This window comes from Kocuria oxytropis (assembly GCF_040981195.1).
Taxonomy (GTDB): domain Bacteria; phylum Actinomycetota; class Actinomycetes; order Actinomycetales; family Micrococcaceae; genus Kocuria; species Kocuria oxytropis.
In genome coordinates this window covers 139,184-155,432 of sequence record NZ_JAVFXA010000003.1, presented here as the reverse complement: position 1 = coordinate 155,432, position 16,249 = coordinate 139,184, and the positions used below count along the sequence as shown (strand labels likewise).

The window sequence follows — 16,249 nt, the reverse complement described above, 5'->3', positions numbered from 1 at the left end:
CTCACTCCTTGGTGTAGGGCTTGCCGATGGCCGCGGGCCCGCGGGAGACGCCCACGAGCCCGGCCACGGCCAGGATCGTGACGACGTACGGGAGCATGGCCAGGAACTGGCTGGGCACCGGGGTGCCCAGGAACGACAGGATGGACTGCAGGTTGGACGCGAAGCCGAACAGCAGGGAGGCGAGCAGCGCCCCGACCGGGTTCCACCGGCCGAAGATCAGGGCCGCCAGCGCGATGTAGCCGGCACCGGAGGTCATGTCCCGGGTGAACGCGGAGACCGAGACGAGCGTGTAGAAGGCGCCGCCGAGACCGGCGACCATCCCGCCCAGCAGCACGTTGCGGAAGCGCAGGGCGTTGACCCGCACGCCGAGGGTGTCGGCGGCCTTGGGGTGCTCCCCCACGGAGCGGGTGCGCAGCCCCCAGCGCGTGCGGTACAGCGCGAACCACACGACCGCCACCGCCGCGTACATCAGGTAGCCGATCACGGACTGGTCGAAGAGGATCGGCCCGGCCAGCGGGATCTCCGAGAGCACCGGCACGGCGAAGCTCGGCAGCCGCGGCGGGGAGTTGAACACGCCCGGGTCCGACTCCAGCACGGTGGCGAAGAGGAAGCCGGTCAGCCCGGACACGAGCACGTTGAGCACCACGCCCACGATCACCTGGTTGACGCGGTAGGTGATCGAGAAGACGGCCAGCACGAGCGAGACGAGTCCGGCCCCCAGCACGGCGGCGAGCAGTCCCACCCAGGCGCTGCCGGAGAGCGAGCCGGCCACCGCGGCGGAGAACGCGCCGAACAGCAGCTGGCCCTCGATCGCGATGTTGATCACGCCCGAGCGCTCGCACAGCAGACCCCCCAGGGAGCCGAAGACCAGCGGGACGGCCAGGGCCACGGACCCGGCCAGCAGCCCGGACAGGGACACGTCCGGGCTGCGCGCGCTGCCCACGACCCACACCAGGAAGCCGCTGACGAAGAAGAAGCCGAACAGCAGCACCGCCCACCGGGGCAGGCGCGCCCCGGCCCGGGAGCGCAGGACCGCGAGGACGGTCAGCCCCGCGAGCACGGCGACGGTGAGCCGGCCCCACAGCACGCCGTGCACCACGAGGTCGGGCACGCGCACGAGGTCCCCGGCCTCCGAGACGCGGAAGCTCACCGTGTTGTCCGGGGCGTTGAGCCCGAACAGCAGCAGGGCCACGAGGCTCAGCAGACCGAGGACCACCGGGGTGCGGCGGTCGGTGACGCCCACGACCTCCGGGGCCGCGGGCGCCCCGGCGGGCGGGGCCAGGGTCCGTGCGGCGGGGCCGCCGGGGGCGGCCGCGCCGTCCCCGGACGCCCAGGGCGCCGGCTCGTCGCGCGGCTGCGGATCCTGCGAGCTCATGCCCGGTCCCCCTCGGTGGCAGTGGTGGCAGTGCCGGCAGTGGTGACGGGGGCGGTGGTGCCGCCCCGGCGGCCGGTGCGGGCCCGGGCCCGGCCGGTCCGCACGAGCGGGGGCAGGGCGATGAACAGCACGATCAGGGACTGCACGACCAGGACGATGTCGATGTTCGTGCCCGTCATCGACTGCATGGTGACGCCGCCGGCGCGGAACCCGCCGTAGAGCAGGCCCGCGAAGAACGTGCCCCACGGCCGCGACCGGCCCAGCAGGGCCACCGTGATCGCGTCGAAGCCGAAGGACGCGGCGACGCCCGCGGTGAGGGCGCGCTCGGTGCCCGCGATCTGGGCGACGCCCGCGAGGCCCGCGAGGGCCCCGGCGAGGACCATGACGACGACGAAGCCGCGCGTCACGGAGATCCCGGCGGTCCGCGCGGCGCGCGGGTTGGCGCCCACGGCCCGCAGCTCGAAGCCGATCGTGGAGCGCTGGAGCAGCCACGCGACGAACACGGTGGCGAGCACCGCGAGCACGAACCCCCAGTGCAGCCGGTACTGCTCGCCCAGCAGCTTCGGGAACATCGCGGTCTCCGCGACCTGGGGGCTCACGGGGTTGGAGGAGCCCGGGCGCAGGAACGCGGGCCGGGTCAGCAGCCAGGCCACGAGGTTCAGCGCGATGTAGTTGAGCATGATCGTGAGGATCACCTCGTGGGCGCCGGTGCGGGCCTTGAGCACGCCCACGATCGCGCCCCACAGGGCGCCGCCGGCGGCCCCGGCGAGGACCACGGCGAGCAGGTGCACGCCCACCGGCAGCTGCCAGGCGAAGCCGACCCAGGCCGCCAGGGCCGCGCCGATGAGCAGCTGCCCCTGCGCGCCGATGTTGAACAGCCCGGCCTGGAAGGCGACGGCCACGCCGAGACCGGCCAGGACCAGGGGCGTGGCCACGGTGAGGGTCTCGGTGAGCGGGTTGACGCGCTGCGCGGCCGTGGCGCCGTCCGGGTTGTAGACGGCGCCGTAGAACATCGCCTCGTAGGCGGAGGACGCGGCGGCCCACATCGCCGCCAGGGTGTCCCCGGGCCGGGCGAAGAAGTAGCCCGCGGCGTCGGCGACCCGGTCGTCGGTCAGGGCGATGAGCAGGCCGCCCAGGAGCAGGGCGGCGACGATCGCGAGCACGGACTGCACCGCGGAGCCCGTCCAGGTGCGCCGGGACGCCCCGGGGGCGACCGCCGTGGGCGGCGGCGCCTTCTGCTGGTCGGCCGCCGCGGGGGCGGTGCCGGTGGCGCTCATGCCTGCTCCTCCGTCTGCTGCGCCGCGGGCCGGGTCCCGGCCGGCGGCGTGCTGGTGGTCCGCCGGGGGCCGCCGCCGAGGAGCTCCTCGGCGGTGGCTCCGGCCATCATCTGTCCCAGCACGTCGCGCGGGGTGCCGGGGTCCACGATCCCCATGAGGCGGCCGTGGAAGAACACGGCGATCCGGTCGGCGAGCGCGTACACCTCGTCGAGCTCGGTCGAGACGATGAGGACGGGCACGCCCTTGTCCCGCTCGGCCACGATCTGCTGGTGGATGAACTCGACCGACCCCACGTCCACGCCGCGGGTCGGCTGGGACGCGAGGAACAGCTCGAGGGGCCGGGAGAGCTCGCGGGCGATCACGACCTTCTGCTGGTTGCCCCCGGACAGGGTCTGCACCGGGGCGTCCACGGAGGGGGTGCGGACGTCGAACTGCTCGACGGCGCGGCGGGCGTTGGCCTGGACCTCGCCCAGCCGCAGGGACGGTCCGCGGGAGAAGCGGTCGTCGCCGTAGAGGTCCAGCACGAGGTTCTCGGCGACGGTGAACGGGCCGACCAGCCCGTCCGTGGAGCGGTCCTCGGGCACGAAGCCCACGCCGGCGTCGAGGACCTGGCGCACCGAGCGGCCGAGCAGCTCGGTGCCGCCCAGCCGGACCGAGCCGGTGGCGCGCTCCCGCAGCCCGAGGATCGCCTCGGCCAGCTCCGTCTGCCCGTTGCCCTGCACCCCGGCCACCGCCAGGATCTCGCCGCGGGAGACGTCGAAGCTGACGTCGTCGAGCAGCTTCACGCCGTTGTCCGCGACCACGGTGAGCCCGGAGACCACCAGGGCGCGCTCCCCCGGCTCCGCCTCGCCCTTGGCGACGGTCAGGGACACGTCCCGGCCCACCATGAGGGCCGCGAGCTCGGCGGTCGAGGCCTCCGGGGAGGTCTGCCCCACCACGCGGCCGCGCCGGATCACCGTGATGACGTCGGAGATCGCCTTGACCTCGCGCAGCTTGTGGGAGATGAACAGGATGGACTTCCCGGCGCCGCGCAGCTGGCGCATGATCTCGAGCAGCTCGTCGGTCTCCCGCGGGGTGAGCACCGCGGTGGGCTCGTCGAGGATCAGCACCTGCGCCTCCCGCACGAGGGCCTTGATGATCTCGACGCGCTGCTGCACGCCCACGGGCAGGTCCTCGACCACGGCGTCCGGGTCCACGTGGAAGCCGTAGCGCTCGGAGATCTCCCGGATCCGGCGCCGGGTGGTCTCGAGGTCGAGGGTGCCGCCGCGGGTGCTCTCCGCGCCGAGGGCCACGTTCTCCGCGACGGTGAACACGGGCACCAGCATGAAGTGCTGGTGCACCATGCCGATCCCGGCGGCCATGGCGTCCCCGGGGCCCCGGAAGGACACCTCGGCGCCGTCCACGAGGATGCGCCCCTCCGTGGGCCGGTACAGGCCGTACAGGACGTTCATCAGGGTGGACTTGCCGGCCCCGTTCTCCCCGAGGAGGCAGTGGATCTGCCCGGGCTCCACGACGAGGTCGACGTCCTCGTTGGCGGCGAAGGAGCCGAAACGCTTGGTGATGGACTGCAGTTCCAGCTTCATGGTGCGGTGGTCCTCCTCCTGGGCCGTCCGCCGGTTCCCGGGCCGTCGCCCGCCGCCGGCCGGGGGGGCCCGGCCGGCGGCGGGTGCGGTGGTGTCGTCCGGGATCAGGCCTGGGGCGAGCTCTCGGACTCGACCGTGACCGTGCCGTCGATGATGTCCTGGCGCAGCTGCTCGACCTCGGCGGCCAGCTCCTCGCCCACGGCCTGCTCCTGGTCGTGGTACGGGGCGATGCCCACGCCGCCGTTCTCGAGGGTGCCGACGTAGGGTTCGTTGTCGAACTCGCCCTCCGCGGCGTTGGCCACGACGTCCTCCACGGAGGTGCTCATCTGCTTGAGCACGGAGGTGAGCTGGTACTCCTGGCCCTGGTCGAGGGTCTCGTAGCCGTCGGCGTCGACCCACACGAAGCGGACCTCGTCCCCGCCGCCGCTGTTGGCCTCCACCACGGCGTCGAGGGTGCCGAGGGCCGCCTGCCCGGCCACGGGCAGGACGATGTCCGCACCCTCGTTGATGAAGTTCTGCGTGGTGGTCTTCGCGGCGGAGGTGTCGGTGAAGCTGTTGACGAAGGTGCCGTCCTGGGTCTCCTTGTCCCAGCCCAGCAGCCGGACGTCGGTGCCCTTGGTCTCGTTGTAGTGCTCGATGCCGTCGGCGAAGCCGTCCATGAACACGGTCACGGTCGGGATGTCCATGCCGCCGTAGGTCGCCACGGTCCCGGTCTCGGTGCTGCCCGCGGCCACGTAGCCGGCGAGGAACGCCGCCTCGGCGGTGTTGTAGACGAGCGGCTTCACGTTGGGCAGGTCGATCGAGGCGTCGTCGACGATCGCGAAGTTCGACTCGGGGTTGGCCTCGGCCACGGTCCGGGTGGCGTCGGCGAGCAGGAAGCCCACGGACAGCGTGAGGTCGCACCCGGACTGGACCATGGACGTCAGGTTGGGCTCGAAGTCGGTCTCGGCCTGGGACTCGGCCTGGTTGACCTCGATGCCCATGGACTCCTCGACGGCCTGCAGGCCCTCGTAGGAGTTCTGGTTGAACGAGCGGTCCTGGAACCCGCCGGAGTCCGAGACGATGCATCCGGTGAAGTCGGTGGCCTGCTCCTGCGTCTCGCCGCCCTCCTCGGGGGCCGCGCCGCAGCCGGCCAGGACCAGGGCGGAGGCGCCGAGCAGCGCGGTGGCGGAGAGGGTGCGGTGTCCTCGGGACGTCCGGGGCGGGAAGGTCATGGTTCCTCCAGGTGACGGGCGCGGCCGGGCTGTGGGCCCGGTCACGCGGGAGCGCGACGTGGGGCCACTCTACCCACGAGTAGGCGCGGCGTGCCGCAGGCGGGACCTCATGCCGTGGTGACGTCCGGCCGCGACTGCCGGGAGTGCAGCCGGATGGCGCGCAGCGCCGTGTTGGCCATGACCTGGACGCCGCAGCCGATGGCCGCCTCGTCCGCCACGTAGTCCGACTGGTGCAGGTCGTAGGTGTGCCCGCCGCGCGTGCGGGTGCCCAGGCGCATCATCGCCCCGGGGACCTCCTGCAGGAACCACGCGAAGTCCTCCCCGCCCATGGACTGGTGCACGAGCACCACCGCGTCCTCGCCGAGCTCGGCGCGGGCGGCGTTCTCGATCAGGGTGGTCTCGATCTCCCCGTTGACCACGGGCGGGACGCCGCGGATGTGCTCCAGCTCCACGTCCACCCCGTAGGGCGCCGCGACCTGGTGCACGACCTCGTCCAGCAGCCGGCCCGCCCGGTGCCAGGCGTCGGCGTCGAGGCAGCGCATGGTCCCGGACATGAAGCCCGTGGCGGGGATGGCGTTGGGGGCCACGCCGGCGTGCATCTGGCCCCACACCACGGCCACGCCGGAGCGGACGTCGATCCGCCGGGACAGCACGGCCGGGACGTTCACGGCGATCTGGGCCATCGCGTAGACGAGGTCCTGCGTGAGGTGCGGGCGGGAGGTGTGCCCGCCGCGGCCGGTGAACTCGATCCGCACGGTGTCGGAGGCCGAGGTGATCGCCCCGATCCGGGTGCCCACCTGGCCGACGTCCACCTTGGGCTCGCAGTGCAGGGCGAACATCCGCGGCACGCCCTCGAGGACGCCCTGGCGCAGCACGGTGAGGGCGCCGCCGGGCAGCTGCTCCTCGGCGGGCTGGAAGACGATCCGCACGGTGCCGGCGATGTGGGCGGTCCGGTGCAGGTCCGCGAGCACCTTGGCCACCCCGACCATGACCGTGGCGTGGATGTCGTGGCCGCAGGAGTGCGCCACGCCGTCGTTGACGGAGGAGTACTCGAGCCCCGTGCCCTCCTGGATGGGCAGCGCGTCGATGTCCGCCCGCAGCCCCACGGCGATGGGTCCGTGCCCGATGTCCACGTAGCAGCCGGTGTCCGAGAGCCGCACCGGGGCGAGGCCCATGGTCTCCAGGGCGCCCACGATCCGGTCCGTGGTCCGGAACTCCTGGTAGGACAGCTCCGGGTGACGGTGCAGGTCCCGCCGGAAGCCGATCAGGTCCGGCAGGTACCGCTTGAGCAGGGGGCCGATGGCGGGCGGGAGGCCGGCCTCCATGGCCGCGGAGGAGGATGGCGCGTCAGGCATCTGCCCAGACTACTCCCGGGCGCGCACGGCCCGGGACGCTCACAGGACGTCCGTGTTGCCGCTCTGCTTGAGCGAGGCCACCGCGTCCTTGACCCGCTGGGCGTGCTCGCGGGTGGTCACCAGCAGCGCGTCCGGGGTGTCGACGACGACGATGTCCTCGACCCCGATCAGCGCGATCAGCCGGCCCGTGTCCGAGACGACGATGCCGCTGGAGCTGTCCGAGAGCACCCGGCTGTTGTCGCCGAGGATCGTGATGTCCGGGTCCGACTCGGGGTCCACGTGGTTGAGCCGCCGGATCGCGGCGAAGTCCCCGACGTCGTCCCAGGCGAAGCTCGCCGGGAGCATCGCGACGTCCCCGGCGGCGGCCGCGGGCTCGGCCACGGCGTAGTCGATCGCGATCTTGGGCAGGCCCGGCCAGACCCGGTCCACCACCTCGTCCTGGGCGGGCGTGCCCCAGGCGTCGGCGATCTCGGTGAGCCCCGCGTGCAGCTCCGGCTGGCTCGCGGCGAGGTGGCGCAGCATCAGGGACGCGGGCGCCACGAACATCCCGGCGTTCCACGTGTAGGTGCCGCTCGCCACGTAGTGCCGGGCGGTGTCCTCGTCGGGCTTCTCGACGAACTCCTCGACCTGCAGCACGTGCGGGGCGTCCGGCAGCCCCAGCTGGGCGCCGGCCCGGATGTAGCCGAAGCCGGTGGCCGGGGAGGTCGGCGGGATGCCGATCGTCACGATCCGCCCGGACGCCGCGGCGGCCACGGCCTCCCGGACCACGTCCTGGAAGGCCTCGGCGGGCTCGATCACGTGGTCGGCCGCGAAGGACCCCACGATCGCCTCGGGGTCGCGGCGCTGGACGAGCATGCAGGCCAGGCCGATGGCCGCCGCCGAGTCCTTCGGGGAGGGCTCGAGCACCAGGTCCTCGCCCGCGAGCTCCGGCAGCTGCCGGCAGACCGCGGCGGCGTGGGCGCGCCCGGTCACCACCATGACGCGCCCGCCGCCCAGGCCCGCGAGCCGGTCGTAGGTGGCGCGCAGCAGCGACGAGCCGGACCCGGTGAGGTCCAGCAGGAACTTGGGGGCGTCGGCCCGGGACAGGGGCCACAGCCGGGAGCCGACCCCTCCGGCAGGGATGAAGGGGTGGAAGTGCGCGAGTGGGGAGGTCACGGACAACACCATACGACCTCGCCCGCCGATGCCGCCGAAAGCCCTGTCCGATCGGGGCGGGAACCGCGCCCCGGCGCGGGACAGGCTGTCAGTAAACACCGTCCGTGCTGGTATCGTGGGAGGGAACTCGCGCAACATCCGACACAGAGCCGGAGGGCTCCGCTCACGTCGTGCGCAGTGCGAATTCCCGATATTTCTAGAGCGCACGACGGCGAGCGACTCAGGGAGGTTTTTCAGTGGCGAAGACATCCAAGGGCACCCTGTACCGAGGCCAGGCCCATGGCCAGTGGTCCTGGGTGGCCCATCGCATCACCGGCGTGGCCATCTTCTTCTTTCTTCTGGTCCACGTCCTGGACACCGCGCTCGTGCGGGTCTCGCCGGAGGCCTACAACGCGGTCATGGCGACCTACAAGAACCCGGTCATGGGCCTCGGCGAGGCCGGCCTCGTGGCGGCCATCGTCTACCACGCGTTCAACGGGCTGCGCATCATCATGGTCGACTTCTGGTCCAGCGGCACCAAGTACCAGAAGCAGATGCTCTGGGGCGTCCTGATCCTGTGGGTCGTCGTCATGATCCCGTTCCTCATCCGTCACCTGTCCCACGTCTTCGGGGGTTAATCACAATGAGCACTCCGCTCAAGGCACGCATCTCGGTCCCCCGGAGCAAGGACCTCGAGGTCAACGGCGTCAAGTACAACCGCTCCTCCTCCCGCCGCAACAACTTCGAGATGTACGCGTGGCTGTTCATGCGCCTGTCCGGCGTGGTCCTGCTCGTGCTGGTCTTCGTGCACCTGTGGGTGAACCTCGTGGGCCCCGAGGGCGGGGTCAACGCGGTCGACTTCGCGTTCGTGGCCGGCAAGTGGGCCAGCCCGTTCTGGCAGGTCTTCGACATGCTGCTGCTGTGGCTGGCGATGCTGCACGGCACCAACGGCCTGCGCGTGATCATCGACGACTACGCGGAGCGGGACCGGACCCGGTTCTGGCTGAAGGTCTTCCTCTTCACCACGTCCGCCTTCGTGATCCTGCTCGGCACCCTGGTCATCTTCACCTTCGAGCCCTGCCCGGCCGGCGCTGACCCCGCGCTGCTCGCGAGCTTCTGCACCGCGGGCTGACCCCTGCCGGAGGCGGCCCGCCCCGCGGCGGGCCGCCTCCGCCGTCCGGTCACAGGCGACCGGACGCCCAGCACATCCGACGGAACACCCAACAGAAAGAACTACCGGTATGCAGGTTCACAAGTACGACGTGGTCATCATCGGCGCCGGTGGTGCCGGTATGCGCGCCGCCATCGAGGCCGGCCAGCGCTCCCGCACTGCCGTACTGACCAAGCTGTACCCCACGCGCTCCCACACCGGCGCGGCGCAGGGCGGCATGTGCGCCGCCCTCGCCAACGTCGAGGAGGACAACTGGGAGTGGCACACGTTCGACACCATCAAGGGCGGTGACTACCTGGTCGACCAGGACGCCGCCGAGGTGATGGCCAAGGAGGCCATCGACGCGGTCCTGGACCTCGAGAAGATGGGCCTGCCCTTCAACCGCACCCCCGAGGGCAAGATCGACCAGCGCCGCTTCGGCGGCCACACCCGGGACCACGGCAAGGCCCCCGTGCGCCGCGCGTGCTACGCCGCGGACCGCACCGGCCACATGATCCTCCAGACGCTGTACCAGAACTGCATCAAGCACAACGTGGAGTTCTTCAACGAGTACTACGTCCTGGACCTGATCATGACCGAGGTGGACGGTCAGCGCCGCGTGGCCGGGGTGGTCTCCTACGACCTCGCCTCCGGGGAGCTGCACGTCTTCCAGGCCAAGTCCGTGGTGTTCGCCTCCGGCGGGGCCGGCAAGGTCTTCAAGACCACCTCCAACGCCCACACGCTCACCGGCGACGGCATGGCGATCGCGTTCCGCAACGGCCTGCCCCTCGAGGACATGGAGTTCATCCAGTTCCACCCGACCGGCCTGGCCGGGCTCGGGATCCTCGTCTCCGAGGCGGCCCGCGGCGAGGGCGGGATCCTGCGCAACGCCGACGGCGAGCGGTTCATGGAACGCTACGCCCCGACCATCAAGGACCTCGCCCCCCGCGACATCGTGGCCCGCTCGATGGCCAACGAGGTCCGCGAGGGCCGCGGCGCCGGGCCGAACAAGGACTACGTCCTGCTCGACCTCACCCACCTCGAGCCGGCGCACATCGACGCGAAGCTGCCCGACATCACGGAGTTCGCCCGCACGTACCTGGGCGTGGAGCCCTACACCGAGCCCGTCCCGGTCTTCCCGACCTGCCACTACGCCATGGGCGGCATCCCGACCAACATCAAGGCCGAGGTGCTCCAGGACAACGAGACCGTGGTCCCGGGCCTGTACGCCGCCGGCGAGGTGGCCTGCGTGTCCGTGCACGGCTCCAACCGCCTGGGCACCAACTCGCTGCTGGACATCAACGTGTTCGGCAAGCGCGCCGGCATCTACGCGGCCGAGTACGCCCAGCAGGCCGAGTTCGTGCCGGTCCCGGACACCGCCCTGGACAGCACCGTGGCGCTGCTGGACAACGCCCGCAACGGCACCGGCACCGAGAAGGTCGCCGCGATCCGCAAGGACCTGCAGGACTCGATGGACCTCAACGTCCAGGTGTTCCGCACCGAGGAGACCCTGCAGACGGCGCTGGACGACATCGCGGCCCTCGAGGCCAGGTACGCGAACATCTCCATCCAGGACAAGGGCAAGCGCTTCAACCTGGACCTGCTCGAGGCCGTGGAGCTCGGCTTCCTGCTGCAGCTCGCCAAGGTCATGACCGTGGCCGCGCTGCACCGCGAGGAGTCCCGCGGCGGGCACTTCCGGGAGGACTTCCCGGAGCGCGACGACGAGAACTTCATGAAGCACTCGATGGTCTACCTCGACCCCTCCTCCCCCACCGCGGGGATCCGGCAGGAGACGAAGCCCGTCATCTTCACCCGCTACGAGCCCATGGAGCGTAAGTACTGATGTCTACCGCACACACTCCCGACCGGCCCGAGGACGGCCGCGACGACGACCCCCAGGACCGCGCCCCGGAGCACGGCCACGCCCCGGGCCACGACCAGGACGACCGCGCCGGGTACAAGACCGACGCGGACGCCGGGTCGGTCGACGAGCGCGACGACGCCGAGGCCCCGGTCGTGGACCCCGCCGCCGAGAACGCCGAGGGCGGCGAGCCCGCCGCCAAGGTCGACCTGCCCGAGGAGCAGCAGGGCGAGCAGGAGATCCCCACCTTCGACCTCACCCTGCAGGTCCGCCGGTACAACCCGGAGGTCTCCGACGAGGTCCACTGGGACGAGTTCAAGCTCACCATGTACGGCACCGACCGCGTGCTGGACGCCCTGCACAAGGTGAAGTGGGAGATCGACGGCTCGCTGTCCTTCCGCCGCTCCTGCGCCCACGGCGTGTGCGGCTCGGACGCGATGCGGATCAACGGCCAGAACCGCCTGGCCTGCAAGGTGCTGCTCAAGGACCTCGACCTGTCCAAGCCCGTCACGGTGGAGCCCATCAAGGGACTGCCGTGCGAGAAGGACCTGATCGTGGACATGGAGCCCTTCTTCCAGTCCTACCGCGAGATCATGCCGTTCCTGGTGGCCGGCGGCAACGAGCCGACCATGGAGCGCTACCAGTCCCAGGAGGACCGGGCGCGCTTCGACGACACCACCAAGTGCATCCTGTGCGCCGCGTGCACGTCCTCGTGCCCCGTGTTCTGGACCGACGGCCAGTACTTCGGTCCCGCCGCGATCGTCAACGCGCACCGGTTCATCTTCGACTCCCGCGACGACGCGGGGGACCTGCGCCTGGAGATCCTCAACGACAAGGAGGGCGTGTGGCGGTGCCGCACGACCTTCAACTGCACCGAGGCGTGCCCGCGCGGCATCCAGGTCACGAAGGCCATCGCCGAGGTCAAGAACGCCATCCTGAGCCGCTCCATGTGAGCTCGGCCCGGCACCGACGGCGGCCCGCCCCCTGCACGGCAGGGGGCGGGCCGCCGTCGTCCGTGCGGGGCGGCAGCGCCGTCCCCGCGGGGCGGGAGCTCAGCGGCGCCCGGGCAGGGAGGCCATGGGCACCACGGTGATCGCCACGGTCTCGCCGTCGGGGTGCACCCGCCCGCCGCGCCGGTCGGCGTGCACGATCGCCCCGATCGCGGCCGAGAACAGCAGGATCTGGTTGAACAGGTAGAACCACAGGAGCACGCCGACCACCAGGGCGACCGAGAGCAGGTAGGGGCTGGTGGTGGCGCCGGCGACGATCGCGCCCCCGATGTAGCGCAGCGCGAAGTTGCCGGCGGCCGCCGAGAGCACCGTGACGACCAGGGCGAGGCGGGTGATCCGCAGCCTCGCCACGCCGCGCACGAGCTCGAGGGCGAACAGCGCGTCGAGCAGGACGACGAGCAGGGTGCTCAGCGCCCACGTCAGCCCGGTGCGCAGCCACTCGGGCCCGCGGCCCCAGCCGAGCTCCCCGGTGAGGTCGAGCAGGAAGCCCAGGAACCCCGAGGCCGCGCCGTTGGCCACCACCGAGAGCGCGAGCAGCACGCCCAGCACGAGCAGGCTCAGCAGGTCCCGGGGCACCGCGGCGACGGGCAGCCCCGGCGCCGGGGGCACCTCGAAGAGGCGGCGGATCGCGAGGCGCACCCCGGAGACCCAGCGCCAGCCGGAGAAGAACAGGACCACGGCGCCGATCACCGTGGCGAGGGTGAAGGGCCGGGGGTCCTCGAGCAGCTCCAGGGGCACCACTCCCCCGTCCCCCGTGTCGAGGAGCCCGGGCACGCGCCCGGTCACGGCCTCCACCACGGCGTCCCGCACCTGGGGGTCGTTGCCGAGGAACACGCCGATCACGGAGAAGCCCATCACCAGCAGGGCCGTGGACGCGAAGATCAGCACGAAGGACAGGCCCGCGGCCATGAGCGGGCCGCCGTGGAAGAGGTAGTGCAGCACCACGCGGACCGGCGCCCGCCGGTACACGTCCGCGAGCCCCGCCATGAGGGCCGCGCCGGCCACGGCGAGGACGCCGGCGCCGCCCGCCCGCTTCTCGCTCAGCAGCGCCCGCTGGCGCAGCGCCTCCTGCCGCATCCCGTGCCGGTCCACCGCGCGGGGCGGCAGCTCCGGGGCGGGCCCGGTGCGGGGACCGGCGCGGGTGCTCATGGCCGGGGGCTCAGGGCCGGTCGCGGCCCGTGAAGGGGAACTCCTCGCGGATCCGCCAGACCCCGCGGCCGTCGAGCTCGTAGAGGCCGATCCGGTCCACGAGGAAGCCGGCGCGGTAGGTGCGCAGCATGTCCTGCGCGCGGTCGAGGTCCTCCTCCTCCACGGACTGGGCGATCGTCACGTGGGGGTGGAACTCGAAGGGGGACGCGGAGACGAGCTGCTCCTCGTGCAGGGCCTCGTGCAGGGCCCGGCACTGCTCCTCGCCCTCCCGGATGCGCAGGTAGACCACGGGGCTCACGGGGCGGAACGTGCCGGTCCCGTTGATCTCCACCCGGAAGGGCTCCCAGCCGCGGGCCACGCTCGCGACCCGCTCCACCACGTCGCCCCAGTGCTCCGCCTTCGGGGCGATCATCAGCGTGATGTGCGCCGGGACGGCGTAGGAGGCGGGATCCCCGAAGGACGCGCGCCAGTCCTGCAGCTCCCGGCCCACGGGCTCGGGCAACTCGATCACCACGCCCGCGTACACCTGGCCGGGGCGGATGGTGGGGGACTGCTGCGTACGGGTCAACTCAACTCCTCACAGGACGGGACCCAGCCTAGCCCAGCCCCCCGGACCCGCCCAGGCGCGGCAGGAAGCCCATCCGCTCGTAGACCGCGTCCAGGGTCCGCACGGTGATCTCCCGGCCCTTCTCGGCGCCCCGGGCGAGGAGCCGGTCGAGTTCGGCGGGGTCGTCGAGCAGCTCGTGGGCGCGCGCCTGGATGGGGTCGAGGGTCTCGGTGACCACCTCGGCCAGCCCGACCTTGAGGTGGCCGTAGAGCCTGCCCTCGTACTCGGCCACGACGTCGTCGACCGTGCGGCCGGTGAGCGCCGAGTACACGGTGAGCAGGTTCGCGATGCCCGGCTTGGCCTCGCGGTCGAAGCGGATCTCGGTGCCGTCGTCGGTGACGGCCGAGCGGATCTTCTTGGCGTTCTTCTTGGCCGGGTCCAGCAGCCGGATCAGCCCGTTCTCGGAGGCCGCGGACTTGGACATCTTGGCGGTGGGGTTCTGCAGGTCGTAGATCTTGGCGGACTCGGCGAGGATCTTCGGGTCCGGGACCACGAAGGTGTCCCCGAAGCGGGTGTTGAAGCGCTGGGCGAGGTTGCGGGTCAGCTCGAGGTGCTGGCGCTGGTCCTCCCCCACGGGGACCTGGTGGGCCTGGTAGATCAGGATGTCCGCGGCCATGAGCACCGGGTAGGCGAAGAGCCCGACCGTGGCGTTGTCCGCGCCCTGCTTCGCGGACTTGTCCTTGAACTGGGTCATCCGGGAGGCCTCGCCGAAGCCCGTGATGCAGTTGAGCGCCCACGCCAGCTGCGCGTGCTCGGGCACGTGGGACTGCACCAGCAGCGTGGAGCGCTCGGGGTCGATGCCCGCGGCGATGTACTGGGCCGCGGTGACCCGGGTCCGCTGGGCGAGGGTGGCCGGGTCCTGCTCGGCGGTCACGGCGTGCAGGTCCGCCACGAAGAACACGCACTCGTTGTCGTCCTGCAGGTCCACCCAGTTGCGCACGGCGCCCACGTAGTTGCCCAGGTGCAGGGAGTCCGCCGAGGGCTGCACCCCCGAGACGACTCGGGGCCTGCCGGAGGCGGTGGGGACGTCGAACGGTTCGGGCTCAGGGGTCACGGTGCGGGGTCCTTCGATCGGGCGTGCGCCGGTGGGCGCGGAACGGGAACGGGCTCAGAACTGGTAGTCGACCACCACGGGCGCGTGGTCGGAGAAGCGGGTGTCGTAGCTGGGGGCGCGGTCCACCACGGCCGTCACGGCCCGGGCCGCGAGGTCCGGGGTGGCCAGGTGGTAGTCGATGCGCCACCCGGCGTCGGTGTCGAAGGCCTTCCCGCGGTAGGACCACCACGTGTACGGCCCGGGCACCGGCCCGGCCAGCTCCCGGGCGACGTCCCGGTACCCGTGCTCGCCGAGGAAGCGGTCGACGTACGCCCGCTCCTCGGGCAGGAAGCCGGCGTTCTTGACGTTGCCCTTCCAGTTCTTGATGTCGAGCTCGGTGTGCCCCACGTTGAGGTCCCCCACGACGAGCACGTGGCCGCCGCCCCGGGCGAGCTCGGGCAGCCGCTCGGCCATGGCGTCGAGGAAGCGGTACTTGTCGTCCTGGCGGGGGGTGCCGACCTCCCCGGAGTGGACGTAGGCGGAGACCACGGTCAGGGTGCTGCCGTCGGCCAGGGCGTGGTCGGTCTCGACCCACCGCCCCGAGCTCGCGAAGTGCTCGGGGCCGATGGAGTCGCGCCTCGCGACCGGCAGCAGCGATCCCCCGTGGGCGTCGCGGCGGGTGGCCACGGCCACCCCGGCCCGGCCCTTGTCCGCGGCCTCGGCGTGGTGGACGTCCCACACCTGCTCGTCGAGCAGGTCCCGGACGACGCGGTCGGGGGCGCGGACCTCCTGCAGGCACAGGATGTCGACGTCACGGCCCGCCAGCCAGCCGGCCATGCCGCGCTTGTAGGCGGCGCGGATGCCGTTGACGTTGACGGTGGCGACGCGCAGGGCGTTCTCGGGTCGGGACATGCGGGGGCACCTGGCTTCCGGGTGGTGGCGAACGGGGGTGTGCTGCGGGGGGGTCCGGGTCAGTCGACCACGGTGCCGCTGAGGGGGTCCTGGCGCAGCATGCTCATCCCGTTGCCGGCGGTGATGTCGATCGTGTCGAGGGCGCGGTCGAGCGCCTCGCGCTCGGGGCCCTCGACCGGCAGCGCGGCGAGCTCCTGCTTGATCACCTTGGACTGGACCAGGACGATCTGGAAGCTGTGGGAGAGCTTCTCGTCCCGCATCGAGCCGGTCTCGGCGGACCGGGTCGCGGCGGGCGCGCGCCCGGAGCCGGTGCGCAGCTGCTCGCGGGCCTCGTCCACCTGGCGGCGCCCGAACCGGGCGGCCTTGCGGACCATGAGCACCACCCAGGTGGCGAGCAGCAGCCAGCCGAAGGCGATGCCGGCAAGCGTCCAGCCCAGCCACGAGTTCGCGTTGGCGGCCTGCAGCAGCGCCACGACGAAGATGACCACGAGCACGGCCAGGCCGATCACCGTGCCCCAGCGGGCGGTGCGGCCGCCGGGCTCGGCGGCCGGGGACGTGGACGGGTTCGGGGATCCGAGGGAGCGCATGG

The 16,249-nt window shown here is 72.1% G+C and carries 15 protein-coding genes; 4 read left to right on the top strand and 11 right to left on the bottom strand.

What is annotated here, in order from left to right; genetic code table 11:
- Position 1 precedes the first annotated feature (1 nt).
- The 6 genes from QYM41_RS04635 to QYM41_RS04610 all read right to left on the bottom strand — a co-directional run bounded on the left by QYM41_RS04635 (position 2) and on the right by QYM41_RS04610 (position 7,971).
- Complete coding sequence (locus QYM41_RS04635; protein ID WP_368798575.1) at positions 2-1,375, bottom strand: ABC transporter permease; 1,374 nt, start codon at positions 1,373-1,375, stop codon at positions 2-4.
- Positions 1,372-2,652: an ABC transporter permease gene (locus QYM41_RS04630; RefSeq protein ID WP_368798574.1), complete on the bottom strand. Its 1,281-nt coding sequence runs from the start codon at positions 2,650-2,652 to the stop codon at positions 1,372-1,374. Before QYM41_RS04630 ends, QYM41_RS04635 begins: the two co-directional genes overlap by 4 nt.
- A complete protein-coding gene (locus QYM41_RS04625; protein ID WP_368798572.1) occupies positions 2,649-4,235 on the bottom strand; it encodes an ABC transporter ATP-binding protein in 1,587 nt (528 codons plus the stop codon). The genes QYM41_RS04630 and QYM41_RS04625 overlap by 4 nt, the downstream gene beginning before the upstream one ends.
- A 104-nt stretch (positions 4,236-4,339) precedes the next feature.
- Positions 4,340-5,449, bottom strand: coding sequence for a BMP family lipoprotein (locus QYM41_RS04620; protein WP_368798571.1), 1,110 nt, complete (start codon positions 5,447-5,449; stop codon positions 4,340-4,342).
- Positions 5,450-5,556: 107 nt separating this feature from the next.
- On the bottom strand, positions 5,557-6,804 hold the full coding sequence (locus QYM41_RS04615) for an amidohydrolase (RefSeq protein ID WP_368798570.1): 1,248 nt from the start codon (positions 6,802-6,804) through the stop codon (positions 5,557-5,559).
- A 39-nt stretch (positions 6,805-6,843) separates the two neighbouring features.
- Positions 6,844-7,971, bottom strand: a complete 1,128-nt coding sequence (locus QYM41_RS04610) for a mannose-1-phosphate guanylyltransferase (RefSeq protein ID WP_368798569.1) — start codon at positions 7,969-7,971, stop codon at positions 6,844-6,846.
- A gap of 224 nt (positions 7,972-8,195) precedes the next feature.
- Between QYM41_RS04610 and sdhC the strand changes: the two genes are divergently transcribed.
- The 4 genes from sdhC (at position 8,196) to QYM41_RS04590 (ending at position 11,902) form a co-directional block, all read left to right on the top strand.
- A complete protein-coding gene (sdhC, locus tag QYM41_RS04605) occupies positions 8,196-8,576 on the top strand; it encodes a succinate dehydrogenase, cytochrome b556 subunit (RefSeq protein WP_368798567.1) in 381 nt (126 codons plus the stop codon).
- A gap of 5 nt (positions 8,577-8,581) precedes the next feature.
- Entirely contained in the window at positions 8,582-9,070 is a 489-nt protein-coding gene (locus QYM41_RS04600) for a succinate dehydrogenase hydrophobic membrane anchor subunit (RefSeq protein WP_368798566.1), read from the top strand.
- A 109-nt stretch (positions 9,071-9,179) separates the two neighbouring features.
- Positions 9,180-10,931, top strand: a complete 1,752-nt coding sequence (sdhA, locus tag QYM41_RS04595) for a succinate dehydrogenase flavoprotein subunit (RefSeq protein WP_368798564.1) — start codon at positions 9,180-9,182, stop codon at positions 10,929-10,931.
- Complete coding sequence (locus QYM41_RS04590; RefSeq protein ID WP_368798563.1) at positions 10,931-11,902, top strand: succinate dehydrogenase iron-sulfur subunit; 972 nt, start codon at positions 10,931-10,933, stop codon at positions 11,900-11,902. Before sdhA ends, QYM41_RS04590 begins: the two co-directional genes overlap by 1 nt.
- Positions 11,903-12,001: 99 nt before the next feature.
- On the opposite strand, the gene QYM41_RS04585 is transcribed toward QYM41_RS04590, so the two are convergent.
- The 5 genes from QYM41_RS04585 to QYM41_RS04565 are packed head-to-tail and all read right to left on the bottom strand — an operon-like array spanning position 12,002 to position 16,247.
- On the bottom strand, positions 12,002-13,108 hold the full coding sequence (locus QYM41_RS04585) for a YihY/virulence factor BrkB family protein (RefSeq protein ID WP_368798561.1): 1,107 nt from the start codon (positions 13,106-13,108) through the stop codon (positions 12,002-12,004).
- 10 nt (positions 13,109-13,118) lie between these two features.
- Entirely contained in the window at positions 13,119-13,676 is a 558-nt protein-coding gene (locus tag QYM41_RS04580; protein ID WP_368798560.1) for a 2'-5' RNA ligase family protein, read from the bottom strand.
- A 28-nt stretch (positions 13,677-13,704) separates the two neighbouring features.
- Complete coding sequence (gene trpS, locus QYM41_RS04575; protein ID WP_368798559.1) at positions 13,705-14,769, bottom strand: tryptophan--tRNA ligase; 1,065 nt, start codon at positions 14,767-14,769, stop codon at positions 13,705-13,707.
- Between the two features lie 54 nt (positions 14,770-14,823).
- A complete protein-coding gene (locus QYM41_RS04570; RefSeq protein WP_368798558.1) occupies positions 14,824-15,660 on the bottom strand; it encodes an exodeoxyribonuclease III in 837 nt (278 codons plus the stop codon).
- Between the two features lie 59 nt (positions 15,661-15,719).
- Positions 15,720-16,247, bottom strand: a complete 528-nt coding sequence (locus QYM41_RS04565; RefSeq protein ID WP_368798557.1) for a hypothetical protein — start codon at positions 16,245-16,247, stop codon at positions 15,720-15,722.
- Between the last annotated feature and the right edge of the window lie 2 nt (positions 16,248-16,249).